Below are 26130 nucleotides of genomic sequence, written 5' to 3' on the forward strand. Positions count from 1 at the left end.
GATCGGGGGCGGTCGAGCGACCGATCCGCGAAGATCTCACCGAGGCGCGGCGCGTGCTCCCGGTGCACCCCGGTGACTGCGTAGGCTGAACCTCGGCGTCGGCCCGCAGGGGGCACGGTGCCCGACCCGACCCCGACCCGCGAAGGACTCCCGTGACCAGCCTCCGAGCCGTGCTGTTCGACCTCGACGGCGTGCTCACCCCGACCGCCGAGGTGCACATGCGGGCGTGGGAGCGCCTGTTCGCGCCGTGGTGCGAGGCCCGCGGCCTCGCGCCGTACACGTCCGCGGACTACTTCGCGCACATCGACGGCAAGCCGCGCTACGACGGCGTGGCGACGTTCCTCGCGTCGCGCGGCGTCGAGCTGCCGCGCGGCACCGCCGACGACGCGCCCGGGGAGGACACCGTGAGCGCCCTCGGCAACCGCAAGGACGCGATCGTCAACCGCATGTTCGACGAGGAGGGCATCGCCCCGTACCCGGGCTCGGTGCGCTTCCTCGACGCCGTGACCGCCGCGGGCGCGCAGGTCGCCGTCGTGTCCTCGTCGCGCAACACGCCCGCCGTGCTCGCCGCGGCGGGGCTGACCGAGCGGTTCGGGGTCGTCGTGGACGGCAACGTCGCCGCGCGCGAGCACCTGGCGGGCAAGCCCGCGCCCGACACGTACCTGCGGGCCGCCGAGCTGCTCGGCGTCCCGGCCGCGGAGGCGGTCGTCGTCGAGGACGCCCTGTCGGGCGTGCAGGCCGGCGCGGCCGGGCCGTTCGGCCTGGTGCTCGGCGTCGACCGCGGCGTCGGGGCCCGCGCCCTCGCCGCGCACGGCGCGGACCGCGTGGTCGCCGACCTGGGCGAGCTGGACGCCTCGATCCTGGACGCGCCCGCCGACCGGCAGGAGGGGCGGGCATGATCCGCCGCACCGCCGACGAGCAGCGGTCCGTGGACCACCTGCGTTTCCCCGCCGAGCCGTGGCGCCTCGTGGAGGCCGAGTTCTCCGCGGAGGACCTCGGTGTCACCGAGTCCCTCTTCGCGGTGGGGAACGGCTACCTCGGGATGCGCGGCAACGTCGAGGAGGGCCGCGAGTCCCACTCGCACGGCACGTTCGTCAACGGCTTCCACGAGACGTGGCCCATCCGGCACGCCGAGGAGGCGTACGGCTTCGCCAAGGTGGGCCAGACCATCGTCAACGCGCCGGACACCAAGGTGATCCGGCTGTACGTGGACGACGAGCCGCTGCTGCTGCCGGTCGCGGACCTCGTCGACTACGAGCGCGCGCTCGACATGCGCGACGGCGTGCTGCGGCGCGAGATCCTGTGGCGCACGCCGTCGGGCAAGCGGGTCAAGGTGGCCTCGCAGCGCATGGTGTCGTTCGTCGAGCGGCACCTGGGCGTCATGACGTTCGAGGTCACGCTGCTGGACGCCGACGGACCCGTGGCCATCTCGTCGCAGATCCTCAACCGGCAGGACGGCCAGGACGAGTACCACGTGCCCGCCGCGTCGCTGGGGGAGGGCTTCGACCCGCGCAAGGCGGAGGCGTTCGCCGGCCGGGTGCTGCAGCCGCAGACGCGCTGGGGCGACGACGAGCGGCTCGTGCTGTCCTACCGGTCCACGAACTCGGGCATGACGCTCGCCGTCGCGGCGGACCACCGCCTCGAGACCGTGGACGACTGGGACGTGCGCACGCAGGTGGACGACGACCTCGCGAAGCACGTGTTCCGCGTCGACGCGAAGGCGGGGCACACGATCCGCCTCACCAAGGTCGTCACGTACCACACGTCCCGCGGCGTCCCGACGCGCGAGCTCGTCGACCGGTGCCGGCGCACCCTGGACCGGGTGCGCGCCGGCGGCATCGAGGAGCAGTTCACCCACCAGCGCACCTGGCTGGACGACTTCTGGGCGCGGTCGGACGTCGAGATCTCGGGCCGCCCGGAGATCCAGCAGGCGGTGCGGTGGAACCTGTTCCAGCTCGCCCAGGCGACCGCGCGGGCCGAGGGGTCCGGCGTCCCTGCCAAGGGCCTGACCGGCAGCGGGTACTCGGGGCACTACTTCTGGGACACCGAGATCTACGTGCTCCCGTTCCTCACCTACACGAGCCCGCGGTACGCCCGCAACGCGCTGCGGTTCCGCTACCAGATGCTCGACGCCGCACGACGCCGCGCCAAGGAGCTGTCGCAGAAGGGCGCCCTGTTCCCGTGGCGCACCATCAACGGCGAGGAGGCGTCGGCGTACTACGCGGCCGGCACCGCGCAGTACCACATCGACGCGGACATCAGCTTCGCCCTGGTGCAGTACGTGCGCGCCACGGGCGACACGGACTTCCTGCGCCGCGAGGCGGTGGACGTCCTCGTCGAGACGGCGCGCATGTGGGAGGACCTCGGCTTCTGGCGCGCCAACGGCGACGACAACTTCCACATCCACGGCGTGACCGGCCCCGACGAGTACACGACCGTGGTGAACGACAACCTGTTCACCAACGTCATGGCGCGGTTCAACCTGCGTGCCGCGGCGTTCGTCGTGGAGACGATGCGCGAGGAGTTCCCGGAGGACTACGAGCGTCTCGCGGACCGCCTGTCCCTGGGCGTGCACGAGACCACCGAGTGGACCCGGGCCGCGGACCACATGTCCATCCCGTACGCGGACAGCATCGGCATCCACCCCCAGGACTCCCACTTCCTCGAGCGGGAGATCTGGGACCTGGCCGCGACGCCGGTGACCAAGCGCCCGCTGCTGCTGCACTACCACCCGCTCGTGATCTACCGGTACCAGGTGCTCAAGCAGGCGGACGTGGTGCTCGCGCTGTTCCTGCAGGGGCAGCACTTCTCGGCCGAGCAGAAGCTGGCCGACTTCGAGTACTACGACCCGCTGACCACCGGTGACTCGACGCTGTCGGGCGTGGTGCAGTCGATCGTCGCGGCCGAGGTCGGGTACCACGAGCTCGCGCTCGAGTACTTCGTGTCCTCGCTCCTCGTGGACCTGGCGAACCTGCACGACAACGCGGCCGACGGCGTGCACGTGGCGTCCGCGGGCGGCACCTGGTCGGCGCTCGCGTTCGGCTTCGGCGGCATGCGGGACCACGACGGCGTGCTGTCGTTCGACCCGCGCCTGCCGCAGGGCTGGGAGGCGCTGACGTTCCGCGTGCAGTGGCACGGGTCGCGGCTGCGCGTCACGGTGCGTCCCGACGAGCTCGAGCTCGTCGCCGAGACGGGCGACGGCGCGAAGGTCCTGGTGCGGGGCGAGCAGGTGGCGGTCACCGCCGGCGAGCCCGTCGTCGTCCCGCTCGACGGCCAGGGCCCGGTGCGGCCCGGCCGGCCCAGCCTGCGGGCGCTGTCCGGCAACCGCCGGGACGACGGCACCCTCATCACCGCGACGGTGCCGCACTCCTGACGATCGCTCGTCGAGCCTGCCGGCACCCGGTGCGGACCAGGCCCGGGGCGTGACGCTTGTCACGCCCCGGGCGCTGACGGTACATTCGTCGGCGATGCGCATCGATGCGCATCGATGACCGACGGCGCGGACGGGGGGCCCGGTGGCGAAGATGCCCACGAGCGCCGACGTCGCGCGTGAGGCCGGCGTGTCGCAGAGCACCGTCTCGTACGTCATGAGCGGCAAGCGCCCGATCTCCCCGGAGACCCGCCGGCGCGTCCAGGACGCCATCGATCGCCTGACCTACGAGCCGCACGCCGGGGCGCGCGCCCTGGCGGGGCACCGCACGAGCACCATCGCGGTCGTCGTGCCCGTCAACCCGGAAGCCGGCGCGCGGCAGCTCATGATGTTCGTCGAGGAGATCCTGCTGGCGGCACGGCGTCGCGACCATGACGTCCTCCTCGTGACCGCCGACGAGGGCCCGGCCGGGCTGCGCCGCGTCGCGGGCCGCTCGCTGTGCGACGCCCTCGTCGTCATGGAGGTCGGCACCCACGACGACCGCGTGGACGTGGCGCGGGGCCTGCCGCTGCCCGTCGTGTTCATCGGGATCCCCGACGACGCCGAGGGCCTCGACTGCCTCGACTTCGACTTCGAGGCGGCGGGCCGGCTGCTCGTGGCCGAGCTGGCCGACCTGGGGCACCGGACGGTGGACGTGCTGGGCTGGCGGCCGGACGTCGCGGCGCAGGGCATCAACTACGTGCCGCGCTTCGAGCGCGGGGCGCGCGCGACGGCCGCGGAGCGCGGCGTCGAGCTGCGCTGGCACCGGCCGACCGGCGAGGCGGACGTGCGGCGGGCGGTCGACGGCGCCCTCGCGTCCGGCGGGGTGCCCGGGCTCGTGGTCGCCAGCCCGATCCCCGAGACGCTGCGCGCGCTGGCCGACCGGGGCCGGGTGCCCGGCCGGGACGCCGACGTCGTGGGCCTCGCCATCGACAGCGAGGCCGCACCGTACGGCCTCACCGCCACGTCGCCGCAACCGCGCGACGTCTCCCGGCGCGTGATGGAGCGTGTCTTCGCCCTGCTCGACGGCGAGACGCCCCGCGGCCGCGAGCAGGAGCTCGTGCCGGCGGCGCTGGTGCGGCGCGCGTCGACGCGCACCGCACGACCGGCGGGCTAGCCCTCCCGGCACCCGTACCCGCACCACTACCCGAACCGATGACGAGGAAGGTGGAGACTCATGCATCATCGATGCGCATCGACGACGACCGGAGGGGTGCCCACCCGGGCACCGGCCTGGCCGGACCGCCCGGTCTCGCGCCGGGCCGTCACCGCCGCCGGGCTGCTGGCGCCGCTGGCCGCGCTCCTGGCCGGGTGCGGAGCCGAGGGGGCGGCGACGTCGCCGCGGACGCTGCGAGTCCTCGACACGTACACCAACGACCCCGACCGCACCGTGATCGGCGGTGCGCTCGACGCGGCGGCGTCCAAGGTCGGCGTCACGCTCGAGCGCGTCTCCGTCGCCGGCGACTCGCTGATCCAGCGGGTGCTCCAGCAGGGGTCGTCCGGGACGCTGCCGGACATCCTCATGCTCGACAACCCGGACCTGCAGCAGATCGCCGCCACCACGGCCCTGCGCCCGTTCGACGAGGTCGGCGTGCCCACCGACGGGTACACCGAGGGCGTCACCTCGGCGGGCACCTACGACGGGCGGGTCTACGGGCTCGCCCCGACGGTGAACACCATCGCGCTCTTCTACGACGTCCGTGCCCTGGACGAGGCGGGCGTCGCGCCGCCGACCACCTGGGCCGAGCTCCGCGAGGCGGCGGCCGCGCTGACCCGGGGCTCGCGCTACGGCCTCGCCTTCTGCGGCAACGCGACCTACGAGGGCACCTGGCAGTACCTGCCGTTCTTCTGGTCGAACGGCGCCGACGAGCGGCGCATCGCCACGCCGGAGGCCGCCGCCGGGCTCGACCTGCTCGCCGGGACGGTCGCCGACGGGCACGCGTCCACGTCGGTGCTGAACTGGAGCCAGGCGGACGTCAAGGACCAGTTCGTCGCCGGGCGCGCCGCCATGATGGTCAACGGGCCCTGGCAGATCCCCGAGCTGGAGGTGATCGACGGCCTCGAGTACGACGTCGTCACCCTGCCGGTGCGCGACCCGGCCAGCCAGCGTCCCGTCGCCCCGCTCGGGGGCGAGGTGTGGTGCGTGCCCGCCACCGGGGACCGCGCCAAGGAGCGGCTCGCCGGTCAGGTCCTCACGGAGTTCCTCTCGGACGAGAGCCTCGTGTCCATGGCGGCGGAGCGCTCCACCGTGCCCGGCAGGCCGGCCCTCATCGAGCCGTTCCTCGAGCGCCGTCCCGAGATGGCCGCGTTCGCGGAGCTCGTCCGTGGGGCCCGCGCCCGCACGGCCGAGCTCGGCGCCGAGTGGCCGGCGACGGCGACCGCCCTGTACACCGCCGTCCAGCTCGCGGTCTCCGGCCAGGCCTCGGCGCAGGACGCCCTCGCGGAAGCCCAGGAGTACGTATGACGACGACGACCACCCCCGCCGCCCCGCCCCGGCTCGCGCCGGCGCCCGCCTCGGGCCGGCGTCCCGGGGCCCGGCACCGCAACCGCCGCCTGGTCACGCTTCTGTTCCTCGGCCCGGCGGTGCTGTACCTGCTGCTGTTCTACGGGTACCCCGTGGTCCAGAACGTCGTGATGGGCTTCCAGCACTACACGATCTCGACCTTCTTCACGGGCGCGGCGCCCTGGGCCGGCCTCGACAACTACCGCGAGGTCGTCGGCAGCCCGCTGTTCCGCACGGCCTTGCTCAACACGGTCCTGTTCACCGTGGGGTCCATCGCCGGGCAGTTCGTGCTGGGCCTGGCGGTCGCGCTGTTCTTCCGCCGCCGGTTCCCGCTCTCCGGCTTCCTGCGGTCGCTGATCCTGCTGCCCTGGCTCATCCCGCTCATCGCCGCCAGCGCCGTGTGGAAGTGGATCCTCGACACCGAGTCCGGCGCCCTCAACCGCGTCCTCGTCGGCACCGGCCTCGTGGACACGGGCGTCCCCTGGCTGAGCAGCACCTCGCTGGCCCTGGTCACCGTCATCGTCGTCAACGTCTGGATCGGCATCCCCTTCAACGCCGTCATCCTGCACGGCGGCCTGCAGGGCATCCCCGACGAGCTCTACGAGGCGGGCGCCCTCGACGGCGCTACCCGCTGGCGCGCCTTCCGGCACATCACGTGGCCCATGCTGCGGCCGGTCGTCACCGTGGTGCTGGTGCTCGGCGTCGTCTACACGCTCAAGGTGCTCGACATCATCCTCGGGCTGACGGGCGGCGGGCCCGCGAACGCCACCCAGACGCTGGCCACGCAGTCCTACCAGCTGTCGTTCGCCACCTTCGACTTCGGTCAGGGGGCCGCGGTGAGCAACATCCTCATCGTGATCTCGCTGATCTTCGCTGCCGTCTATCTGCGCCTGAACCGGCGCGCCGTGGATGAGTGAGGCCCATGAACACCGTCCGACACCCCTGGCTCCACACCGCGGCGGGCATCCTCGTCATCGCGGTGCTGCTGTTCCCGATCTACTGGATGGTCAACGCGTCGCTGCAGCCGAACGGCGCGACCGTCGACACGGGCTGGCTGCCGCTGTCGCCCGACCTCAGCGGCTACCGCACGGCGCTCGCGGACCAGGGCGCCAACCTGGTCACGAGCCTCGTGGTCGCCGTCGGCAGCGTCGCCCTGAGCCTGCTGATCGCGGTCCCGGCGGCCTACGCGCTGGCCCAGTTCCGGCTGCGCTGGGCCGGCCTGGTCCTGTTCGGCATCCTCATCAGCCAGATGATCCCGGGCATCGTCATCGCCAACGCCCTGTACGGCGCGTACGCCGACCTCGGCCTGCTGAACTCGATCCCCGGGCTGATCCTCGCGGACTCGACGGCGGGCATCCCGTTCGCGATCCTCATCTGCCGCGCCTTCATGCAGTCGCTGCCGCCGGCCGTCGTCGAGGCCGCCCTCGTCGACGGCGCCGGGCCGGTCCGCGCGTTCGTCTCGGTCGTGCTGCCCATCAGCCGCAACGCCCTCATCACGGCGGGCCTCTTCACCTTCCTGTTCACCTGGAGCGACTTCCTGTTCGCCCTGACCCTGACCACCACCGAGGACGTCCGGCCGGTCACGCTCGGCATCTACAACTACCTCGGCGCCTACGTCAACGACTGGAGCGCGGTGATGGCGACCGCCGTCCTCGCGTCGGTCCCCGCGATCGTCCTCCTCGTCGTCGCGCAGAAGTACGTCGCCGCCGGCGCCACCGGCGGGGCCGTCAAGTGAGGCCCGGCGGCACGCCCCGGCACCTCCCCGAGAACCTGTCCGCAGAACCCTCCCCGAGAAACGGAGCACCCTCATGACCACCACCCCCGCACCGATCCGCGTCACCGTCTGGGGCGAGAACCGCCACGAGCAGCTCGAGCCGTCCGTCGCCGCCCGCTACCCCGACGGGATGCACGGCGCCGTCGCGCAGGGCATCGAGGAGCACCTCGGCGCCGGCGTGCGCGTGCGCACCGCGACGCTCGACGACCCCGAGCACGGGCTCACCGAGGAGGTGCTGCGCGACACCGACGTGCTCACCTGGTGGGGGCACGCCGCGCACGGCGAGGTCTCCGACGAGGTCGTCGAGCGGGTGCACCGCCACGTGCTCGAGGGCATGGGGCTCGTCGTCCTGCACTCCGGCCACTGGTCGAAGATCTTCATGAAGCTCATGGGCACCACCTGCACCCTGCGCTGGCGCGCCGAGCACGACCGGGAGCTGGTGTGGACGGTCGACCCGACCCACCCCATCGCTCAGGGGATCCCGCACCCGATGATCATCGAGGAGGACGAGATGTACGGGGAGTTCTTCGACGTCCCCGCCCCGGACGAGACCGTCTTCCTCAGCACCTTCTCCGGCGGCGAGGTCTTCCGCTCCGGCATCACGTACCGGCGCGGCTTCGGCAAGATCTTCTACTTCCGCCCGGGCGACCAGGAGTACCCGACGTACTTCCACGTCGGGGTCCGCAAGGTCATCTCCAACGCCGTCGAGTGGGCCGTGACCCTGCGCCCCGAGCGCACCACCCCCACCCTGCTGCGCTACGAGACCGAGGACTTCTACCGCGGCCAGGGCTACGGCGGCGCGCTGAACGACGACGCTCGTGCCGCCGCGGCGGAGGCCGGGCTGTGAGCACCCCGCTGGTCCTCGTCGGCGCCGGGGGTATGGGCCGGGCGTGGCTGTCCGCCATCCGGGCCGAGCCGGGGGCGGAGCTGGCCGGCGTCGTCGACCTCGACCTCGACGCGGCCCGCGGGGCGCTCGCTGACGCCGGGCTGGCGGACGTCCCGGTGGGGACGGACGCCGTCGCCCTCGCCCGGGAGACCGGGGCGCGCGCGGTCGTGAACGTCACCGTCCCGGCCGCGCACCACCCGGTCACCACGGCCGCGCTGTTCGCGGGGCTGCCCGTGCTCGGCGAGAAGCCGGTGGCCGAGTCGGTGCCGCGCGCGCTCTCGCTCGCCGCGGCCGCGGAGGTGACCGGGGAGCTCTTCGTGGTGAGCCAGTCGCGCCGCTACAACCGGCAGCTCTTCGCCTTCCGGGAGCAGGCGCGCACGCTGGGCGACCTGGGGGTGCTCACCACGGAGTTCTTCAAGGCGCCCCGCTTCGGCGGGTTCCGCGACGCGATGGCGCACCCGCTGCTGCTCGACATGGCGATCCACCCGTTCGACACCGCCCGGTTCCTGCTGGGCGCCGAGCCCGTCTCGGTGTACTGCGAGGAGTTCAACCCGTCGTGGAGCTGGTACGCCGGCGACGCCGCGGCGACCGCGGTCTTCGAGATGACGGGCGGCGTCCGCTACTCCTACACGGGCAGCTGGTGCAGCCCCGGCCGGGAGACGTCGTGGAACGGGGCCTGGCGCCTCTCGGGGCGGGACGGCACCGCGCTCTGGGACGGCGACCACGAGCCGGTCGTCGAGGTGCCGAGTGACAGGCCGCACGACGCGGCGCAGGGCGTGGACCCCGGCGACGGGATCGCCGGGTCGCTGGCGACCTTCCTGGCGGCGCTCGACGGCGGTCCCACGCCCATGGGCGAGGTGCACGAGAACGTGCTCAGCCTCGTCATGGTGGCCGCGGCCGTCGAGTCGGCCGCCACCGGCGCGAAGGTCCTCGTCGACGACCTGCTCGAGCGTGCCTACGCCGAGGCCCTGGCCACGGAGTCGCGGGAGGACGTGCGCGCGCAGCTCGCGTCGTGGACGTCCGTGCGCGCGGCGCTCGGGCCGGCCTGACGCCGGGTCCCGGCGGGCTCGCCCGCCGGGACCGGCCGGTCAGGCCAGGCGCTCGTGCAGGAACGTCCAGGCCAGGGCGGACATGTGCGCGGCCTGCGCGTTGTTGGCGGCGCCGCCGTGGCCGCCCTCGACGTTCTCGTAGTAGGTCACGTCCCGCCCGGCCTGCCCGCCCGCGGCCAGCATCAGCGCCGCCATCTTGCGCGCGTGGCCGGGGTGCACGCGGTCGTCCTTCGTCGACGTCGTGAACAGCACCGGCGGGTAGCTGCGGTCGCCGTCGAGCAGGTGGTACGGCGAGAAAGTGCGGACGAACTCCCAGTCCTCGGTGTCGGGGTCGCCGTACTCGGCCACCCACGACGCGCCGGCGAGCAGGTGGGAGTACCTCAACATGTCGAGCAGCGGCACCTGCACCACGACCGCGCCGAACAGGTCCGGGTACTGCGTGAGCATGTTCCCCGCCAGCAGGCCGCCGTTGGACCCGCCCTGCGCGCCGAGGTGCTCGGGCGTGGTGATGCCGCGGGCCACGAGGTCGCGCGCGACGGCGGCGAAGTCCTCGTAGGCCTTGTGCCGGCGCTCGCGCAGCGCGGCCTGGTGCCACGCGGGGCCGTACTCGCCGCCGCCGCGGATGTTCGCGACGACGTACACGCCGCCGCGGGCGAGCCACGCCCGCCCCACCGTGCCGGAGTAGCCCGGCAGCAGCGGGATCTCGAAGCCGCCGTACCCGTACAGCAGCGTGGGCGCGGTGCCTAGCCCCGTCCCCGGCGTCGTCGGGTCGGCGGGCTCGACCAGGTCCTGGCGGCCCACGACGAAGTACGGCACGCGGGTGCCGTCGTCGGAGGTGGCGAAGTGCTGCACCGCGACCATGCCGTCCGCGTCGAAGTAGGCCGGCGCGGCCTTCAGCGGCTCGGGTTCGCCCGGCTCCGCGCCGGGACCGGCGACGGTCGCCAGCGCGAGCGTGGACGGCGTGAGGTACCCGGTGGTCGTGACCCAGACGTCGTCGCCGTCCAGGGGGTCGACGGCGCGCACCCCGACGGTGAGCAGCCCGCCGCCGAGCGGGAGCTCCGAGCGGGTCCAGGGCACGCCGGCCGCCGCGTCGAGGGACGTGCCGGCGGGCGGGGTGAGCACGTGCACGGCGTTCTTCACGTCGTCGAGCACGTTGACGACCAGGTGGTGGCGCGTCCACGAGGCACCGACCAGCGACGTCGACGGCGTGGGCGCGAACAGGACCGTGAGGTCGCGCGAGCCGGCGAGGAACGCGTCCGCGGGCGCGGCCAGCAACGACCCGGCGGCGTAGGTGGTGGCCGCGGGCGTCCAGTCGTCGCGCAGCTCCACCAGCAGCCACTCGCGGTGGAAGCCGACCTCGGCGGACTCGGGCACCTCGATCCTCACCAGGCGCTGCTCGGGCGTCCCGACCGCCTCGACGAGGAACGTCTCCGACCGGTAGAAGGCGATCGAGCGGCTCACGAGGTCGCGCTCGAAGCCGGGCGTGCGCGAGCGGCGCGCGGAGATGTACATGTCGTCGTCGGCGCCCTCGTACACGAGCGGCGCGTCGTCGAGCGCCGTCCCGCGCCGCCACAGCCGCACGGTCCGCGGGTAGCCGGACGGCGTCGTCGTGCCCGGGCCGAAGTCGGTGAAGACGTACACCGTGTCCTCGTCGGCCCACGCCAGGCCGCCCTTGGCGCCGGTGCGACCGTCGTCGCGCGACGTGTCGCGCTCGAACCCGCCCTCGGCGGCGGGGACGAACCGCTTGTCGACGAGGTCGAACTCGCGCGTGACGTCCGCGTCGGAGCCGCCGGGGGAGAGGTCGACCAGCGCGCGGCGCCAGGGCTCGCCCGCCGCGAGCTGCGCGGGCGTCGGGCGCAGCAGCGACGCGCCGTGCCACACCCAGCTCTCGCCCTCCGCCGCGGCGAGGGCGTCGAGGTCGAGCACCGTCTCCCAGGCGGGGGAGTCGGTCCGGTACGAGTCGAGGGTGGTGCGGCGCCACAGCCCGCGCTCGTGCTCCGCGTCGCGCCAGAAGTTGTACAGGTGGTCGCCGATCCGGGAGACGTCGGGGATGCGCTCGTCGGAGTCGAGCACCTCGCGGACCGCCGCCTCCGTCGCGGCGAAGCCGGGGGCGCCTCCGACGGTCGCGTGCGCGTGGTCGTTGCGGCCGCGCACCCACGCCAGCGCCTCGGCGCCCTCGACCTCCTCGAGCCACGCGAACGGGTCCGGGCGGGTCGGGTCGAGCGGGGTCGGCGGTGCGGCGTCCAGGGCTGACGGTGGTGCGGGCTCGAGTCGCTCGGCGGTCATGTCCGGCACCCTAGCCGCCGGGCGCGCCGAGGGGTGGCGGTGCCTTTCACCCGGGGGGTGCCCGTGGTAGAAACTCCTGGTCAGGGCATTGATCCCGCTATGGACGATCCAAGGGTTTCGCGGAAAAAGCCGCTTTCGCGCGGCACGGTCACCGCCGACGGGACCCGACCCTTCCACCCACGGGGGTGCGGTGAGCACGACGACCTCTGCCGGCTCGCGCGCGACGGCGCGCGTCCCGGCCCAGCTCTGCGCGGCCGCGGCCGTCCTGTGCCTCGCGGCGGTGCCGGTGCTCGGCGACCGGCTCCCGCCCGAGGGGGCGGCGGCGCTGTCCGGAGCCGCCGCGCTGCTCGTCGTCGTCGCGGTGGTGGCGCTGTCCCGCGCCGTCGCGCGCGGGGACCGCGACCGCGCCGTGCTGCGGACGGAGCGTGACGCGCGCGCGGCGGAGCTCGCCGCCGCCGCCGGTGCGCTGGACGACGCGACGGCCGAGCTCGCGCGCACCCGCGAGGCCCGCGACGACCAGCGCTCCGCCGTGGAGACCGCCGTCGTCGCCCTGGGGCGCAAGGTGCAAGCGTCGGCGCACCGCATCCAGGAGGAGGCGGCGCGGATGGTGCAGCGGCACGCGGCCGACCCGGACGTCCTGCAGACCTCCATGCGGATCGACCACGCCGCCGCGCAGCACGCGCGCCAGGCGCAGAACCTCGTCGCGCTGTGCGGCCGGCGGCCCGGGCAGACGTGGGACGACCCGCTCGCCCTGCCGGACGTCGTGCGCGCGGCCGCCGGCCGGATCACGGCGTTCCAGCGCGTCGAGGTGTCCGGCGACCCGGGGCTGGCCGTGGTCGGCCGCGCGGTCGAGCCTGTCGTGCACGTCCTCGCCGAGCTGCTCGCCAACGCCACCCAGTGCTCGCCCCCCAGCACCCAGGTGCTCGTCGCGATCCGGCAGGTGCAGCGGGGCGCGGTCGTCGAGGTCGACGACTGCGGCGTCGGGATGGCCGCCCGCGAGCTGGAGCGGGTGCGCGCCGTCGCGTCCGGCGCGCGGCCCGTCGGCATCGCCGACCTCGGCGAGGTGCCGCAGACCGGCCTCGCGGTCGTGGGCTCGTACGCCCGTGCCCTCGACCTGCGCGTGGACCTCACGGAGTCCGTGTACGGCGGTCTGCGCGCCGTGGTCATGGTGCCGGCCGAGCTCGTCACCGCGGCCGCCGCGGCGCCCGACACCCTCGCCCCGAGCGTCGACGAGCCCTGGCCGCAGCAGCCAGCCCCGGAGGTGCGGCCCGGGCCGGCGGCGCCCGAGGCCCACGGCGGCGGGACGACGGGGCCGGACGGCGCCCCGACCCTGCCGCAGCGGCGCTCGCGCCGCGGCCCCGCCACGGGGACCCAGCGCGCGGTGCCCGGCGCGCCGCCGACGGCCCCGACCGCGGCGGTCCCGGCACAGACGGCGGAGGAGGCCGGCGCGTGGATCGGCGCGTTCTTCTCCGCCGACCGGGACGCCTCCGCCGGCGCACCCGACGACGCCGCCGGGACCCCGACCACCGACCATCCCAGCCAGCAGCCGTCCGCCGTGCCGGACGTGACCTCGGAGGACACATGACGACCCCGACCACCGACGCGACCCCCGCGCCCGCGCACCCGGACAGCTGGATGCTCGACCTCGTCGCGGGGGTGCGCGGCGTGCGGCACGTCGTCGTGCTCAGCTCGGACGGCCTGGTGAAGGTCCGCACGGACGTCACGCCGCCGGACACGGCCGACAAGGTCGCGGCGGCGTGCGCCGGCCTCGTGGCGCTCGGCATGAGCATGGGCCGGGAGTTCGGCGCCGGCGACGCGCTGCGGCAGGTGCTCGTCGAGTTCGACGGCGGCTTCCTCTTCGTGCGCGGCGCGGGCGACGGCTCGCGGCTGGCGGTCGTCACCGACGCGGCGGTCGACCCGGGGCTCGTGGCCCAGCAGATGCAGGCCCAGGTGCTGATGATCGGCGAGCGGACGCTCGGCACGGACGTCCTGCGCCCCGCCGCCACGCCCGCCGGCGTGCCCGCCGTTCCCGCTGCGGAGGGGACGCGATGACGGGCGGCTACCGCGACCACCCGGTGCGCTCGTACGTCCTCACGGGCGGGCGCGCGCACCCCAGCCGCAACACGCTGCGGCCCGAGACGCTGCTGTGCGCGGTGGACGACGGCCGTGAGCTGCCCGTCGGCGCGGGGCGGCACGAGCGCGCCCTGCTCGAGACGTGCCGCGGCACGCTCGCCCTGGCCGAGCTCGCCGCGTACCTGCACCTGCCCACCAGCCTGGTCGCCGTCCTCGCCTCCGACCTGCTCGACGCCGGCTACCTGGCGGTCCGGTCGTCGGCGCATCACGACCTGCCGGGCGTCGGCCTGCTGGAGGAGGTCCTCGATGGTCTCCGGCGGTTCTGAGGCACCGCCCGTCGACCCGGCCTCCCTGCACCTGGCGCCCACGGTCGAGCGGTCGGTGAAGGTGCTCGTCGTGGGCGCGTACGGCGTCGGCAAGACGACGCTCATCGGCGCGGTGAGCGAGATCCCCGTGCTGAGCACGGAGGAGACGATCACGGCGGCCAGCGTCGGCGTCGACCCGCGGCTGGGGGAGAAGAGCACGACGACGGTCGCGATGGACTTCGGGCGCGTCACGGTGGGCGGCACCACGGCCCTCTACCTGTTCGGCACGCCCGGGCAGAAGCGCTTCTGGGACCTGTGGGCGGGGCTGGCGGACGGCGCGGTCGGCGCGCTCGTGGTCGTGGACACGCGCCGCCTGGAGGAGAGCTTCGAGGTGCTGGACCAGCTCGAGGAGCACACGGCGCTGCCGGTCACGGTCGTCGTCAACGAGTTCCCGGACGCGCCGCGGCACGGCACCGACGCGGTGCGCGCCGCGCTCGACCTGCCGCCGGACACCCCCGTCGTCGCCGGCGACCTGCGCGAACGGCGGCAGGCCGTCGAGGCGCTCCAGGCCCTCGTCGCGCACGCGGTGCGCCTCGCCCGCGCGGGCGCCGCGGCATGAGCCTCACCGGCGCGGTGCGCGTGGTGCGCCTCGAGGACGTGGCCGACCGGCCGCTGCTCGCCGACCTGGTCGGCGCGCCCGACCCGGCGGCGCGGTACGAGGCGCTGCGCTCGCGCTGGGGGGCCCTCGCGCCCGTCGACCTCGAGCCGGGCGTGCCCGCGTGGCTCGCGCTCGGCCACGCGGAGGTCGCCGCCGTCCTGCGCAACGAGGCGATGTTCTCCCGCGACGCGCGACACTGGCGGTACGAGGCGGAGGGACTCGTCGGGCGGCGCTCGGCGGCCCGCGCCCTGCTCGCCTCCCGCGACGGCGCCCACGACCGCGACGGTGCGGAGCACCGGCGACTGCGCACGCCTCTGGCCGACGCGCTCGACGCCGTGGAGGACAAGCGTGTGCGGCGGACGGCGGACGTCGCCTGCACCTCGGTGCTCGATCGCCTGGCCGCCCGCGGCACGGCGGACCTGGTGGCGGAGTACGCCGTCGACGTGCCGGTGCGGGTGCTGGCCGACCTGCTCGGCATGACGCTCGCGGACGCCCGCCGGATGCACGAGCTCACCGTCGCCCAGCGCTCCGGCACCGACGACGCGTACCCGGCGTCCCTCGAGGCGGAGGACCTGCTCGCGGGCTTCGTCGCCGGGCGTCGCGCGGAGCCGAGCGACGACCTGACGTCCGCGCTGCTCGCCCACCCCGCCCACGAGAACGACCTCGAGGTGATGGCCGCCGTCGCGCTCGTGTTCGCCACGGCGCACGACGCCGAGATCGCGTGGATCGCGACCGCGGTGCAGCGGCTGCTCGCCGACCCGGGGTTCGCCGGCCGTCTGCACGGCGGCCGCCTCTCGCTCGACGACGCGCTCGACGAGGTGGCGCGGGACGCGCCCCCGCTGCCGCACCTGCGGCCGCGCTACGCCCTCGCGGACGGCGAGCTGGGCGGCCAGGCGATCGCGGCGGGCGACGCCGTCGTGCCGGCGGTGGCGGCGGCCAACGCCGACCGCACCGTCCGCGCCGCGGACCCGTGGGAGCAGGCCGACGCGCGCTTCCACCTCACGTGGGGGACCGGCGCGCACGCGTGCCCGGCGCACCGCACGGCGCCGCTGATCACCCGGACGGTCGTGGGGCACTTCCTCGCCCGGGTCGCGGACGTGGAGCTGACCGTCGCGCCGGCCGACGTCGTGCCCGTGCGCTCCGCGTGGGTGCGCTACCCGAGCGCGCTCCCCGTGCGCTTCAGGTGACCGGCCGCGTCAGCCGATCCGCTCGCGCAGCCGGCCGGGCAGGTGCCGGTACGCCTTCGGGTCCACCGGCAGCAGCCACTGGCCGGCGCGGGTGGCCGCGGGCAGCTGCAGGTCGAGGTCCGTCAGCATCTCGTCGATCTGGTGCAGCGAGAACGGGATGACGTTGGTGCCGCGGGCGTGCTTGCCCTCGGTGCGCTTCTCCATCCAGTCCACGCGGCTCGCGACGAGCTCGCGGCGCTCCTCGACCGGGGGGACGTCGACGGCGCCCGCCAGGTGGGCGGCGGTCCACAGCGCGGCGACCTCGGCCGACAGCGGGCTGAACAGCGACGAGTTGTACCCGGCGAACGTCAGGTGCGGCACGTCCTGCGGCAGCACCTGCCGGTAGAGCTGGAAGTTGCCGCGGTCGTCGAGCAGCCGCGCCTGGAGGTCGTCGTCGAGGAACGGCACGCGCTGGTGGAAGCCGGTGCCGCACACCACGAGGTCGGCGCGCACGGTGGTGCCGTCGTCGAGCACGGCGACGGGAGCGCCGTCGTCGTCCACGGCGAACCGCTCGATCTCGGACTCGCGGTGCACGTCGATCCGTCCCTCGGACACCTGCTCGAAGAAGCTGTCGGTGGCGAGCGAGACCGTCGAGCGGGCGATGTCGGCGAACTCGCCGCGCGGCACGAGCCCGAGCTCCTTCAGGCGGAACTGCTTGACCGAGACCGCGCCGACGCTGGCGAGCATCGACCTGCGGACGCCGTCGCCCGGCCCGTGCAGGAACTTCTCCACGCCCCCGGACAGCGTCTCGTAGCGGAACAGCCCCTCGCCCATGCGGGTGAGCAGGAGGTACTTGTAGTTGAGCGCGTTGCCGAGCCGCTTGGGCAGCTTCCACAGCAGGTGCCGCGCCACGACCTGGGTGCTCGCGGCGACCGGGGCGATCTCGGCGGCGACGTCGCACGCGGACTTGCCGTAGCCGACGACGACGACGTGCTTGCCGCGCGCGTCCTCGAGGGACGTGAGCTGGCTCGAGGCGACCACCTTGCCGCCGGCGCGCAGCAGCTGCGCCAGGCCCTCGAAGCGCGGGATCACCGGGTCGGAGAAGATGCCGTTCGCGACCACGACGTGGTCGAAGCGCTCCGGCTCGCCGACCGGCTCGCCCGTGCGCCGCGCGGTGACGGACCAGCCGTCCTCCGCGGGCGTGAGCTCCGCGCGCACGACCTCGGTCGACAGCCGGAGCGAGCCGCGCAGGTCGTGGAGGTCGACGTACCGCTCGAGGTACGCCTGCACCTGCTCGCCGCTGGGCCACTCGGGGTAGTCCTTCGGCATGGGCAGGTCCGAGAAGGCGTACGAGCCCTTGTTGTTCTGCGTGGTCAGGCCCGAGTAACGGCGGCTCGCGCTCCACACGCCGCCGACGTCGGGGGCCTTGTCGAGCACGGTGACGTCGTGCCCGAACTCGCGGAGCACCTTGGCGCTGGCCAGGCCGGCGAAGCCGGCGCCGACGACGGCGATCTTCATGAGCGTCCTTGCTGTCGGTCGAGAGGGGCCAAATCGCCAGAATCGTAGCGGTTCGGACAGGGATCGGGACAGGCCTTCTCGCAGGTCGGGCGGGACGGGGCGCCCGACCCGGCCGGTGTCGGCGGCGCGCGGCAAGATGGGCCCGTGACGGACACCGAGAACACCGGCCTCGACTCAGGGCCGGACACCCTGCTCGACGAAGCCGCCGCCCAGCGTCGCTGGGCCGAGCTGGTCGCCCTCGTCGAGGAGGACCAGCGCGCGTACTACGAGGACGACGCCCCCCGGGTGTCCGACGCGGAGTACGACGCACGGATGCACGAGCTGGAGGCGATCGAGGCCGCGCATCCGGCGCTCCAGACGCCCGAGTCGCCGACGCAGCGGGTGGGCGGCGCGGCCGCCGCCGGCTTCGCGACGGTCGAGCACGTCGAGCGGATGCTCAGCCTCGACAACGTGTTCTCCGTCGACGAGCTGCGGGCGTGGGACGCGCGCGTGGCCCGCGACCTGGGCGCGGAGCACGTCGGCTACCTGTCCGAGGTGAAGATCGACGGGCTCGCCATCGCCCTGCTGTACGAGAAGGGGCGGCTGGTGCGCGCGGCGACCCGCGGCGACGGCCGCACGGGCGAGGACGTCACGCAGAACGCGCTGCGGATCGCCGACATCCCGCGGCGGCTGGCGGGCGACGGACACCCCGACCTCGTCGAGGTCCGCGGCGAGGTCTTCATCCCCGTCGCCTCCTTCGAGCGGCTGAACGAGCTGCAGGGGCAGTTGCGCGAGCGCGTCGTGGCCGAGTCGCGGGCGCGGCACGAGGGCCGGGCCGCCGCCGCCCGCCCGTTCGACGAGGAGCGGGCCCGCGTCGCGGCGCTCCGCCGCTTCCCGCAGTTCGCCAACCCGCGCAACGCGGCGGCCGGCGGGCTGCGCCAGCTGCTCGACAAGAAGGAGGGCATGGAGCTCGAGGCGGGCGTCGCCCGCGTCGAGTCCCTGCGCCTGTACGTGCACGGGATCGGCGCGCTGCAGTGGACGGCGGGCGAGCACACGGAGCTGGCCCGGCAGTCGGAGGCGTACGAGCACTTCGCGCGGTGGGGGCTGCCGGTCTCCCCGCACAACCGGGTGGTCGAGGGTGTCGACGGCGTGGTCGAGATGATCGAGTGGTTCGGCGCCCACCGGCACGACATCGAGCACGAGCTGGACGGCATCGTCGTCAAGGTCGACGCCCTCGACGACCAGCGCCGGCTCGGCGCGACGAGCCGCGCCCCCCGCTGGGCGATCGCCTACAAGTACCCGCCCGAGGAGGTCACGACCCGCCTCGTGGCGATCCAGGTGGGCGTGGGGCGCACCGGCCGCGCCACCCCGTACGCGGTGATGGAGCCGGTCCTGGTCGCAGGCTCCACCGTGCGCCAGGCGACCCTGCACAACCAGGACGTGGTGAGGGCGAAGGGCGTGCGCATCGGCGACATGGTCGTGCTGCGCAAGGCGGGCGACGTCATCCCCGAGATCCTCGGCCCGGTGACGGCGCTGGCCGATGACGGCTACCCGCGCGAGGAGTTCGTCATGCCCGCCGAGTGCCCCGAGTGCGGCACCCCGCTGCGGGCGATGAAGGAGGGTGACGTCGACCTGCGCTGCCCCAACGCCGAGACGTGCCCGGCGCAGGTGCGCGGCCGGGTGGAGCACATCGGCTCGCGGGGCGGGCTGGACGTCGAGGCGCTCGGCGAGGTCACGGCGTCGGCCCTCACGCAGCCCGAGGTGCCCGAGGTGCCTCCGCTGCGCACGGAGGCGGGCCTGTTCGACCTCACGCTGGAGCAGCTGCTGCCCATCGAGGTCGTCGTGCGCGACGCCGAGACGGGGCTGCCCAGGGCGGACGACGACGGCGTCGCGCGGCGCCGCACCCCGTTCCGCAAGAAGGTCACGGTCACCAGGGCCCGCCGCGCCGAGGCCGAGGCGGCGGGCGAGGCCCTGCCCGAGTTCGAGCCCACCGCTGCGGCCACCAAGCTCCTCGAGGAGCTGGAGCTGGCCAAGACGAAGGACCTGTGGCGCATCCTCGTCAGCCTCAACATCCGCCATGTCGGGCCCGTGGCGGCCCGGGCGCTCGCGGGCTGGTTCGGCTCGCTCGACGCGATCCGGGCGGCGTCGCGCGAGGAGCTGGCCGCCGTCGAGGGCGTGGGCCCGATCATCGCCGACGCGCTGCTGGCCTGGTTCGACGTCGAGTGGCACCGCGAGATCGTCGACCGCTGGCAGGCGGCCGGGGTGCGCACGTGGATCCCCGACCACCCGGGCCCCGAGGCGATGGCGGCAGCGGCCGACAAGGGCCCGACCGGGCCGCTCGCCGGGCTCACGGTGGTGGTCACCGGCTCGCTCGAGGGCTACAGCCGCGACGGCGCCAAGGAGGCCGTCCTGGCCGCGGGCGGCAAGGCGGCCGGGTCGGTGTCGAAGAAGACGGACTACGTCGTCGTCGGCGCCAACGCCGGGTCGAAGGCCGCGAAGGCGGAGGAGCTCGGCCTGCCGATCCTCGACGAGGCGGCGTTCACGCGCCTGCTGCAGGGCGGTCCGGCCGCGCTGGGCGATGGTGCGCAGGACGGCGCAGAGGAGAGCGCGGACGCCGCCGAGGAGGTCTGACGCCCGGAGCTACGATGCGCGGGTGCCCGACACGCTCTCCTCGCCCCAGACCGCCTCGACCCTGACGCTGCGCGGCGCCCACCTGGTGGGTTCCGTGAACCTCCCCTCGGCGCGCGACACGCTGCGCACGGTCGCGACGCGGCTCGGCCCCCACGCCCGCCGCATCCCGGACGGCGAGGTGGGCGAGCGGTTCCACTGGATCCTGTTCCAGGGCGCGCGGTTCGAGGTGGTCGACGGGCTGGTGCGCGTGGGCGACGCGCCCGTCGTCGTGGCCGGTTTCGACGTGCGGCCGCACGTGCTCGACGGCTCGGTGCCGGCGGACGAGCTCCGGTTCGGGCCGCTGGGCTACGCGGAGGCCGCGCTCGCGTCGTACGCCGACTTCGCGGCCCTGCGCGCCGAGGGCGTGATCGCGCCCGGCACGCGGTTCCAGGTCTGCCTGCCGTCGCCGCTGGCCGCGGTCACGACGTTCGTCGCGCCGGCCGACCGTGCCGCGGTGCACCCGGTCTACGAGGCGGCGCTGGTGCGCGAGCTCGACGAGATCGTCGCCGCGATCCCCGCCGAGGACCTCGCGGTGCAGGTGGACCTGGCCACCGAGTTCGCGTTCGTCGAGGGCGCGAACCTCGGCGGCGGTGCCGCGCGGGCCTGGTTCGATCGCGACGCCGGCGGGGACGAGGACGTCGTGCGCGGCTGTGCCGCCCGCGCGGCGCGGTTCGCGGCGCACGTGCCCGAGGGGGTCCAGCTCGGCTTCCACCTCTGCTACGGCGACGTGGCCGAGAAGCACTTCGTCGAGCCGGCCGACACGGGACACCTCGTGGAGATGGCGAACGCCCTGGTGGCGGCCCTCCCGCGCCCGATCACGTGGGTGCACCTGCCCGTCCCGATCGACCGCGACGACGTCGCGTACGTCGCGCCGCTCGGCGACCTCGCGCTCGACCCGGCCACCGAGCTCTACCTCGGCGTCCTGCACCACGAGGACGGCGTCGAGGGGGCCGCGCGCCGGCTGGCCGCGGCCGCGCAGGTGCTGGGCGACCGGACCGTCGGCGTCGCCACGGAGTGCGGCTTCGGCCGCGGCCCGAGCGAGCGCACGGCGGCCCTGCTGGACCTGCACGTCGCGGTCCTCGACCGCACGTCCTGACGTCCGGCGGTGCGTCAGGGGCGTCGCGCGACGACGGCCTGCAGCTCGGCGTCGTCCGCGGCCGTGAGCGGCACGAGCGTGTCGCGCGGCGGCGCGGTCGGCGTACCGAGCAGGGCGGCGACGGCGTGCAGCGCGGCGACCGGGCGCCCCGTGTCCGCCACGGCCCGCGCGACGTCGAGCAGCCAGTCCCGTGCCGCGTCGGCGGCAACGGTCCCCGCGACCCGGGCCCGCCGGACGGCGACGTACTCGGCCGGCGCGAGCGCCGCGAGCCCGGTGTGCCAGGCGTCCGCGGGCTCGGCGTCGCCGATCAGCGCGGTGTCGCCGCTGAGCCCCACCGCGACCCCCGCCGTCCGCAGCGCGGCCACGCGTCCGCCCGGTCGGGACGGCTGCGACGCCGGGTCCTTCACCGCGACCACGGAGCCGTCGTCGTGCAGCGCCGCGAGCATCTCGGCAGAGACGTCGAACCCGAGCTGCACGGGCTTGTTGTAGAAGCACACCGGCGTGCCCGGCACGGCGGCCGCGACCCGTGCGTACAGGGCGCGCACCTCCGCGTCGTCGAGCGGGAGGTACGCGAACGGGGGCAGCACCAGCCCGGCGGCACCGGCCTCGCGGGCGCGGCGTGCCCGCGCGACGACCCGGTGCGCCGACTCCGCGGCGGCGCCCACGTGCAACGGCGCGCCGCCCGCGGCCGCCACGGCGATCCGGACCACGGCGTCGCGCTCGTCGTCGTCGAACGACACCCCGGAGCCGGAGGTCGCCAGCACGACGACGCCGTCCGCGCCGGCGGACACGGCCGCGCCGACGAGGGCCTCCAGGCCGTCCAGGTCCACCTCCCCGTCCTCGGCCAGCGGGGTGATCGGGTAGGCGAGGAGTCCGGTGAACGCCGAGGTCATGCCGCGCATCGTACGGACGGCGGCGTCAGGCGGTCAGCGCGTCCACGGCGTCGGGCGACAAGGCGTGGTCGGCCGCCATGGCGGCCGCTCCGAGCACGCCCGCCTGCGCGCCGGTGCGCGCGACGGCGATGCGCAGGTGCTGGGTGGCCAGCGGCAGCGACCGCCGGTAGACGACCTCGCGGATGCCGGCGAGGAGGTGCTCGCCCGCCTCGGCGAGGATGCCGCCGAGCACGATGACGGAGGGGTTGAGCAGGCTGACCGTCGCCGCGAGGACGCTGCCGATCTCGCGCCCGGCCTGGCGCACGGCACGGCCGGCGGTGACGTCGCCGCCGCGGACCAGCGCGACGACGTCCGCGGGGCCGGACACGTCCAGGCCCTCGGCGCCGAGCCGCACGGCCAGGGCCTGGGCGCTCGCGATCGCCTCGAGGCAGCCGACGTTGCCGCACCGGCACACGATGTCCTCCGCCCCGGGCACGGCGATGTGCCCGACGTCGCCGGCGGCGCCCTGGGCGCCACGCCGCAGCGCGCCGTCGGCGATGATGCCCGCGCCGATGCCGGTGGCGACCTTGACGAGGATGAGGTCGGAGACGTCGGGCCAGGCGATGCGGTGCTCGCCGAGCGCCATGATGTTCACGTCGTTGTCGACCAGCGCGGGGGCGTCGAAGTGGCCGCGGAGGATGCCGGGCACGTCGGCGTCGTCCCAGCCGGGCATGATCGGCGGGTTGTTCGGGTGCCCGGTCGCGTGCTCGACGGGGCCCGGCAGGCCGACGCCCACGCCGGCGAGGTCGCCGACGGAGCGCCCCGCGGTCTCGAGCAGCTTGCGCCCGGTGTCCGCGACCCAGCCGAGCACGGGCTCCGGTCCGTCGGCGATGGCGAGGGGCGCGTCGAGCTCGGCGAGCACGGTGGACGCGAGGTCGGTCACGGCGAGCCGGGCGTGGGTGGCACCGAGGTCGACCCCCAGCACCACCTGCGACGACGGGTTGAACGCGAAGGTGGCGGGCGGGCGCCCCCCGGTCGAGGTGGCCTCGCCGGCAGGGGCGATGAGGCCCGCCGCCATGAGCGCGTCGATCCGCCCCGCGACGGTCGACCGGGCCTGGCCGGTGAGGGTCGCGAGCTCGGCGCGGGTGCGGGCCCGGCCGTCGCGCAGGAGCTGGAACATCTCGCCGGCCCCGGGCGTGCGAGGTCCGGCCGCTGCGCCTTCCGTCATGACCGTAGTCAATCACGATCGAATAACACCCGTCTTTTGCTTGACGATCGACAGAAGTGCGTCCTAGGTTCGAGCCATGGTCGACGTGGACCGCGACGACGCGGCACCGCCGGAGGGCAGCGACGCCCCCGCCCCTCTGCTGCGCATGGAGGGCATCGTCAAGCACTTCCCGGGCGCCAAGGCGCTCGACGGGGTGGACCTCGACGTGCTGCCGGGCGAGGTGCACTGCCTGCTCGGGCAGAACGGCGCCGGGAAGTCCACGCTCATCAAGGTCCTCGCCGGGGCGCACCAGCCCACCGCGGGCCGGATCGTGCTCGACGGCGAGGAGGTCGTCGTCCCGCACCCGGTCGCGGCCCTGCAGCGCGGGGTCGCGACGATCTACCAGGAGCTCGACGTCGTCGACGGGCTCACCGTCGCGGAGAACGTGTACCTCGGGCACGAGCTCGCGCGCGGCGGCTTCACCCAGCGCCGCGAGGTCGCCACCCGCACCCGGGAGCTGCTGGCACGCCTCGGCCACCCCGAGATCTCGCCCCACCGCGAGGTCGGCCAGCTCTCCGCCGCGGGCAAGCAGGTCGTGTCCATGGCGCGGGCGCTCTCCCACGAGGCGCGCGTCATCGTCATGGACGAGCCGTCCGCCGTGCTCGACGCCGGGGAGGTGCGGAACCTGTTCCGCGTCGTCCGCGCGCTCACGGCCCAGGGCGTCGCGGTCGTGTACATCTCCCACCGCCTCGAGGAGATCCGGGAGATCGGCGACCGCATCACGGTCCTCAAGAACGGGCGCACGGTGGGCCGCAACCTCCCGGCCGCCACGACGCCCACGACCGAGCTCATCCGGCTCATGACCGGCCGCAACGTCGAGTACGCGTTCCCCGAGCGCCCCGGCGTCCCCGACGACGCGCCCGTGGTGCTCGACGTCGAGGGACTGGGCCTCGCGGGCACGTTCGAGGACGTGTCGTTCCAGGTCCGGGCCGGGGAGATCGTCGGCCTGGCCGGGCTCGTCGGCGCCGGGCGGTCGGAGATCCTCGAGACGCTCTACGGCGCGCGCCGCCGGTCGTCGGGCACCGTCATGGTCAAGGGCCGCGCCCTGCGCGCGGGCTCGGTCGACACCGCGGTCGCCGCCGGCATCGGGCTGTGCCCGGAGGAGCGCAAGAGCCAGGGCCTCGTCCTCGACGAGCCCGTCTACCGGAACGTCACCCTCTCGACGTTCGCCCGGTTCGCCCGCGGCGGCTGGCTCGACGAGCGCGCCGAGCGCACGGCGGCGCGCGAGCAGGTGGCCGCCCTCGACCTGCGGCCCACCGACGTCGACCGGGCGGCCCGCACCCTCTCCGGCGGCAACCAGCAGAAGGCCCTGCTCGGGCGATGGCTCGTGCACGGCTGCGACGTGCTGCTCCTCGACGAGCCCACCCGCGGCGTCGACGTCGGCGCGCGGTCCGAGCTGTACGCGCTCGTGCGCCGCCTCGCCGACGCCGGGACGGCGGTGGTCGTCGTCTCCAGCGAGATCCCCGAGGTCCTCGGCCTCGCCGACCACGTGCTCGTGGTCTCCGAAGGGCGCGTGGTGCACCGGGCACCCGCGCAGGACATCGACGAGCACGGCGTGCTCGACCTCGTCATGGAAGGAACCACCGCATGAGCACCCAGGTGGAGTCGCCGGCCGCCGGCACGTCGCGGCCCTCGTGGCTGTCGGGCCCGGCGGGCCGCACGATCGGGCTCGTCGTGGCCCTGGCCCTCGTCGCCGTCGTCGGCGTGATCACGGGCGGCGAGCGCTTCGCTAGCCTCGACAACGTCATGACCATCCTCCGGCTCGCGTCCGTGACCGGGGTCCTCGCCATCGGGATGACGTTCGTCATCACGGCCGGGGGGATCGACCTCTCGGTGGGCTCCCTGACGGGGCTCGCCTCGGTGTGGGCCAGCACGCTCGCCACGCAGACGATGGCCGAGGACGTGCACTGGACGGTCATGGTGCTCACGGCGCTCGTGGTCGGCACCGCGGCGGGCATCGTCAACGGCCTGATCATCGCGTACGGGAAGGTCGTGTCCTTCATCGCGACGCTGGCGATGATGATCGCCGCCCGCGGCCTCGCGGAGATGATCTCGGGCCGCCAGACGCAGGTCGTCAACGTGGACGGCTTCCTGGACTTCTTCCGCGCCGACTTCATCGGCGTGCCGGTGCTCGTGTGGATCTTCGCGGTGGTCGCCGTCGCCGGCTGGTTCCTGTTCAACCGCACCACGTTCGGCCGCCGCACGGTGGCCGTGGGCGGCAACCTCGAGGCGTCGCGGCTCGCGGGCATCAAGGTGCAGCGTCACCTGCTGTACGTCTACGCGCTGTCCGGACTGGCGGCCGGCATCGCGGGCGTGATGATGCTGGGCCGCACCACCGCGGGCACCTCCACGAACGGCCTGTACTACGAGCTCGAGGTGATCGCGGCCGTCGTCGTCGGCGGCACGCTGCTCATCGGCGGCCGCGGCACGATCGTGGGCACCGTCATCGGCGTCCTCATCTTCGCGATGCTGACCAACGTCTTCACGATCAACAACCTGTCGATCTCCGCCCAGAACGTCGCCAAGGGCGCGATCATCGTGGTCGCCGTCCTGCTCCAGCAGCGCTTCGCCCGGCGCTCCGCGTCCACCTGACGCACCGCCCTCCCGAACCTCCCCGCA

General features: G+C 74.6%; 21 protein-coding genes. 17 read left to right on the top strand and 4 right to left on the bottom strand.

Annotated elements, in window-relative coordinates:
* The first annotated feature begins 152 nt into the window (after positions 1–152).
* From ACFQ8E_RS18750 to ACFQ8E_RS18785, 8 genes are all read left to right on the top strand, one after another.
* On the top strand, positions 153–899 hold the full coding sequence (locus tag ACFQ8E_RS18750) for an HAD family hydrolase (RefSeq protein ID WP_430552082.1): 747 nt from the start codon (positions 153–155) through the stop codon (positions 897–899).
* Positions 896–3373: a glycoside hydrolase family 65 protein gene (locus ACFQ8E_RS18755; RefSeq protein ID WP_430552083.1), complete on the top strand. Its 2478-nt coding sequence runs from the start codon at positions 896–898 to the stop codon at positions 3371–3373. The genes ACFQ8E_RS18750 and ACFQ8E_RS18755 overlap by 4 nt, the downstream gene beginning before the upstream one ends.
* A 151-nt stretch (positions 3374–3524) precedes the next feature.
* The gene (locus ACFQ8E_RS18760) at positions 3525–4526 is read left to right on the top strand and encodes a LacI family DNA-binding transcriptional regulator (RefSeq protein WP_430552107.1); all 1002 of its coding nucleotides are present in this window, start codon (positions 3525–3527) and stop codon (positions 4524–4526) included.
* A 96-nt stretch (positions 4527–4622) separates the two neighbouring features.
* Positions 4623–5873: an extracellular solute-binding protein gene (locus ACFQ8E_RS18765; RefSeq protein ID WP_430552084.1), complete on the top strand. Its 1251-nt coding sequence runs from the start codon at positions 4623–4625 to the stop codon at positions 5871–5873.
* Positions 5870–6829 carry a carbohydrate ABC transporter permease gene (locus tag ACFQ8E_RS18770; protein WP_430552085.1) on the top strand — a complete coding sequence of 320 codons (960 nt, stop codon included), beginning with the start codon at positions 5870–5872 and terminating at the stop codon, positions 6827–6829. The genes ACFQ8E_RS18765 and ACFQ8E_RS18770 overlap by 4 nt, the downstream gene beginning before the upstream one ends.
* Before the next feature lie 5 nt (positions 6830–6834).
* Entirely contained in the window at positions 6835–7647 is an 813-nt protein-coding gene (locus tag ACFQ8E_RS18775; RefSeq protein ID WP_430552086.1) for a carbohydrate ABC transporter permease, read from the top strand.
* Positions 7648–7720: 73 nt separating this feature from the next.
* Complete coding sequence (locus ACFQ8E_RS18780; protein ID WP_430552087.1) at positions 7721–8533, top strand: ThuA domain-containing protein; 813 nt, start codon at positions 7721–7723, stop codon at positions 8531–8533.
* Positions 8534–8565: 32 nt separating this feature from the next.
* Complete coding sequence (locus ACFQ8E_RS18785; protein ID WP_430552108.1) at positions 8566–9621, top strand: Gfo/Idh/MocA family protein; 1056 nt, start codon at positions 8566–8568, stop codon at positions 9619–9621.
* Positions 9622–9660: 39 nt separating this feature from the next.
* Here the strand turns inward: ACFQ8E_RS18785 and ACFQ8E_RS18790 are convergent, their stop codons facing one another.
* A complete protein-coding gene (locus tag ACFQ8E_RS18790) occupies positions 9661–11907 on the bottom strand; it encodes a prolyl oligopeptidase family protein (RefSeq protein ID WP_430552088.1) in 2247 nt (748 codons plus the stop codon).
* Positions 11908–12097: 190 nt separating this feature from the next.
* Here ACFQ8E_RS18790 and ACFQ8E_RS18795 point away from each other — a divergent pair, with 190 nt between their 5' ends.
* The 5 genes from ACFQ8E_RS18795 to ACFQ8E_RS18815 are packed head-to-tail and all read left to right on the top strand — an operon-like array spanning position 12098 to position 16130.
* Positions 12098–13492, top strand: coding sequence for an ATP-binding protein (locus ACFQ8E_RS18795; RefSeq protein ID WP_430552089.1), 1395 nt, complete (start codon positions 12098–12100; stop codon positions 13490–13492).
* On the top strand, positions 13489–13959 hold the full coding sequence (locus ACFQ8E_RS18800; protein ID WP_430552090.1) for a roadblock/LC7 domain-containing protein: 471 nt from the start codon (positions 13489–13491) through the stop codon (positions 13957–13959). Before ACFQ8E_RS18795 ends, ACFQ8E_RS18800 begins: the two co-directional genes overlap by 4 nt.
* Positions 13956–14306 (top strand): DUF742 domain-containing protein, encoded by a 351-nt coding sequence (locus tag ACFQ8E_RS18805; RefSeq protein WP_430552091.1) that lies wholly within the window; start codon positions 13956–13958, stop codon positions 14304–14306. The genes ACFQ8E_RS18800 and ACFQ8E_RS18805 overlap by 4 nt, the downstream gene beginning before the upstream one ends.
* Positions 14287–14904, top strand: coding sequence for an ATP/GTP-binding protein (locus ACFQ8E_RS18810; RefSeq protein ID WP_430552092.1), 618 nt, complete (start codon positions 14287–14289; stop codon positions 14902–14904). The genes ACFQ8E_RS18805 and ACFQ8E_RS18810 overlap by 20 nt, the downstream gene beginning before the upstream one ends.
* On the top strand, positions 14901–16130 hold the full coding sequence (locus ACFQ8E_RS18815) for a hypothetical protein (RefSeq protein ID WP_430552093.1): 1230 nt from the start codon (positions 14901–14903) through the stop codon (positions 16128–16130). Before ACFQ8E_RS18810 ends, ACFQ8E_RS18815 begins: the two co-directional genes overlap by 4 nt.
* 9 nt (positions 16131–16139) lie before the next feature.
* On the opposite strand, the gene ACFQ8E_RS18820 is transcribed toward ACFQ8E_RS18815, so the two are convergent.
* Positions 16140–17627: a flavin-containing monooxygenase gene (locus ACFQ8E_RS18820; protein WP_430552094.1), complete on the bottom strand. Its 1488-nt coding sequence runs from the start codon at positions 17625–17627 to the stop codon at positions 16140–16142.
* 144 nt (positions 17628–17771) lie between these two features.
* On the opposite strand from ACFQ8E_RS18820, the gene ligA reads away from it, so the two are divergent.
* Positions 17772–20237 carry an NAD-dependent DNA ligase LigA gene (gene ligA / locus ACFQ8E_RS18825; RefSeq protein ID WP_430552095.1) on the top strand — a complete coding sequence of 822 codons (2466 nt, stop codon included), beginning with the start codon at positions 17772–17774 and terminating at the stop codon, positions 20235–20237.
* Positions 20238–20259: 22 nt separating this feature from the next.
* Positions 20260–21372: a hypothetical protein gene (locus tag ACFQ8E_RS18830; RefSeq protein WP_430552096.1), complete on the top strand. Its 1113-nt coding sequence runs from the start codon at positions 20260–20262 to the stop codon at positions 21370–21372.
* Positions 21373–21386: 14 nt separating this feature from the next.
* Here the strand turns inward: ACFQ8E_RS18830 and ACFQ8E_RS18835 are convergent, their stop codons facing one another.
* Both ACFQ8E_RS18835 and ACFQ8E_RS18840 read right to left on the bottom strand, forming a co-directional pair.
* Positions 21387–22265 carry a dihydrodipicolinate synthase family protein gene (locus tag ACFQ8E_RS18835; RefSeq protein ID WP_430552097.1) on the bottom strand — a complete coding sequence of 293 codons (879 nt, stop codon included), beginning with the start codon at positions 22263–22265 and terminating at the stop codon, positions 21387–21389.
* 25 nt (positions 22266–22290) lie between these two features.
* On the bottom strand, positions 22291–23472 hold the full coding sequence (locus tag ACFQ8E_RS18840; protein ID WP_430552098.1) for an ROK family transcriptional regulator: 1182 nt from the start codon (positions 23470–23472) through the stop codon (positions 22291–22293).
* 76 nt (positions 23473–23548) lie between these two features.
* On the opposite strand from ACFQ8E_RS18840, the gene ACFQ8E_RS18845 reads away from it, so the two are divergent.
* Together ACFQ8E_RS18845 and ACFQ8E_RS18850 are read left to right on the top strand one after the other, a co-directional pair.
* On the top strand, positions 23549–25102 hold the full coding sequence (locus ACFQ8E_RS18845; RefSeq protein ID WP_430552099.1) for a sugar ABC transporter ATP-binding protein: 1554 nt from the start codon (positions 23549–23551) through the stop codon (positions 25100–25102).
* Positions 25099–26103 (top strand): ABC transporter permease, encoded by a 1005-nt coding sequence (locus ACFQ8E_RS18850; RefSeq protein ID WP_430552100.1) that lies wholly within the window; start codon positions 25099–25101, stop codon positions 26101–26103. The genes ACFQ8E_RS18845 and ACFQ8E_RS18850 overlap by 4 nt, the downstream gene beginning before the upstream one ends.
* The last annotated feature ends 27 nt before the right edge of the window (positions 26104–26130 follow it).

The organism is Isoptericola sp. NPDC056573 (genome assembly GCF_042793335.1).
Lineage (GTDB): Bacteria > Actinomycetota > Actinomycetes > Actinomycetales > Cellulomonadaceae > Isoptericola.

Excerpts from the sequence above, each read along its gene's own strand:
- ACFQ8E_RS18840 (WP_430552098.1), bottom strand. The coding sequence starts at position 23,472 with ATGACGGAAGGCGCAGCGGCCGGACCTCGCACGCCCGGGGCCGGCGAG.
- ACFQ8E_RS18755 (WP_430552083.1), top strand. The coding sequence starts at position 896 with ATGATCCGCCGCACCGCCGACGAGCAGCGGTCCGTGGACCACCTGCGT.
- ACFQ8E_RS18810 (WP_430552092.1), top strand. The coding sequence starts at position 14,287 with ATGGTCTCCGGCGGTTCTGAGGCACCGCCCGTCGACCCGGCCTCCCTG.
- ACFQ8E_RS18790 (WP_430552088.1), bottom strand. The coding sequence starts at position 11,907 with ATGACCGCCGAGCGACTCGAGCCCGCACCACCGTCAGCCCTGGACGCC.
- ACFQ8E_RS18850 (WP_430552100.1), top strand. The coding sequence starts at position 25,099 with ATGAGCACCCAGGTGGAGTCGCCGGCCGCCGGCACGTCGCGGCCCTCG.
- ACFQ8E_RS18845 (WP_430552099.1), top strand. The coding sequence starts at position 23,549 with ATGGTCGACGTGGACCGCGACGACGCGGCACCGCCGGAGGGCAGCGAC.
- ACFQ8E_RS18805 (WP_430552091.1), top strand. The coding sequence starts at position 13,956 with ATGACGGGCGGCTACCGCGACCACCCGGTGCGCTCGTACGTCCTCACG.
- ACFQ8E_RS18775 (WP_430552086.1), top strand. The coding sequence starts at position 6,835 with ATGAACACCGTCCGACACCCCTGGCTCCACACCGCGGCGGGCATCCTC.
- ACFQ8E_RS18800 (WP_430552090.1), top strand. The coding sequence starts at position 13,489 with ATGACGACCCCGACCACCGACGCGACCCCCGCGCCCGCGCACCCGGAC.
- ACFQ8E_RS18835 (WP_430552097.1), bottom strand. The coding sequence starts at position 22,265 with ATGACCTCGGCGTTCACCGGACTCCTCGCCTACCCGATCACCCCGCTG.
- ACFQ8E_RS18820 (WP_430552094.1), bottom strand. The coding sequence starts at position 17,627 with ATGAAGATCGCCGTCGTCGGCGCCGGCTTCGCCGGCCTGGCCAGCGCC.
- ACFQ8E_RS18785 (WP_430552108.1), top strand. The coding sequence starts at position 8,566 with ATGGGCCGGGCGTGGCTGTCCGCCATCCGGGCCGAGCCGGGGGCGGAG.
- ACFQ8E_RS18770 (WP_430552085.1), top strand. The coding sequence starts at position 5,870 with ATGACGACGACGACCACCCCCGCCGCCCCGCCCCGGCTCGCGCCGGCG.
- ACFQ8E_RS18780 (WP_430552087.1), top strand. The coding sequence starts at position 7,721 with ATGACCACCACCCCCGCACCGATCCGCGTCACCGTCTGGGGCGAGAAC.
- ACFQ8E_RS18760 (WP_430552107.1), top strand. The coding sequence starts at position 3,525 with ATGCCCACGAGCGCCGACGTCGCGCGTGAGGCCGGCGTGTCGCAGAGC.
- ACFQ8E_RS18815 (WP_430552093.1), top strand. The coding sequence starts at position 14,901 with ATGAGCCTCACCGGCGCGGTGCGCGTGGTGCGCCTCGAGGACGTGGCC.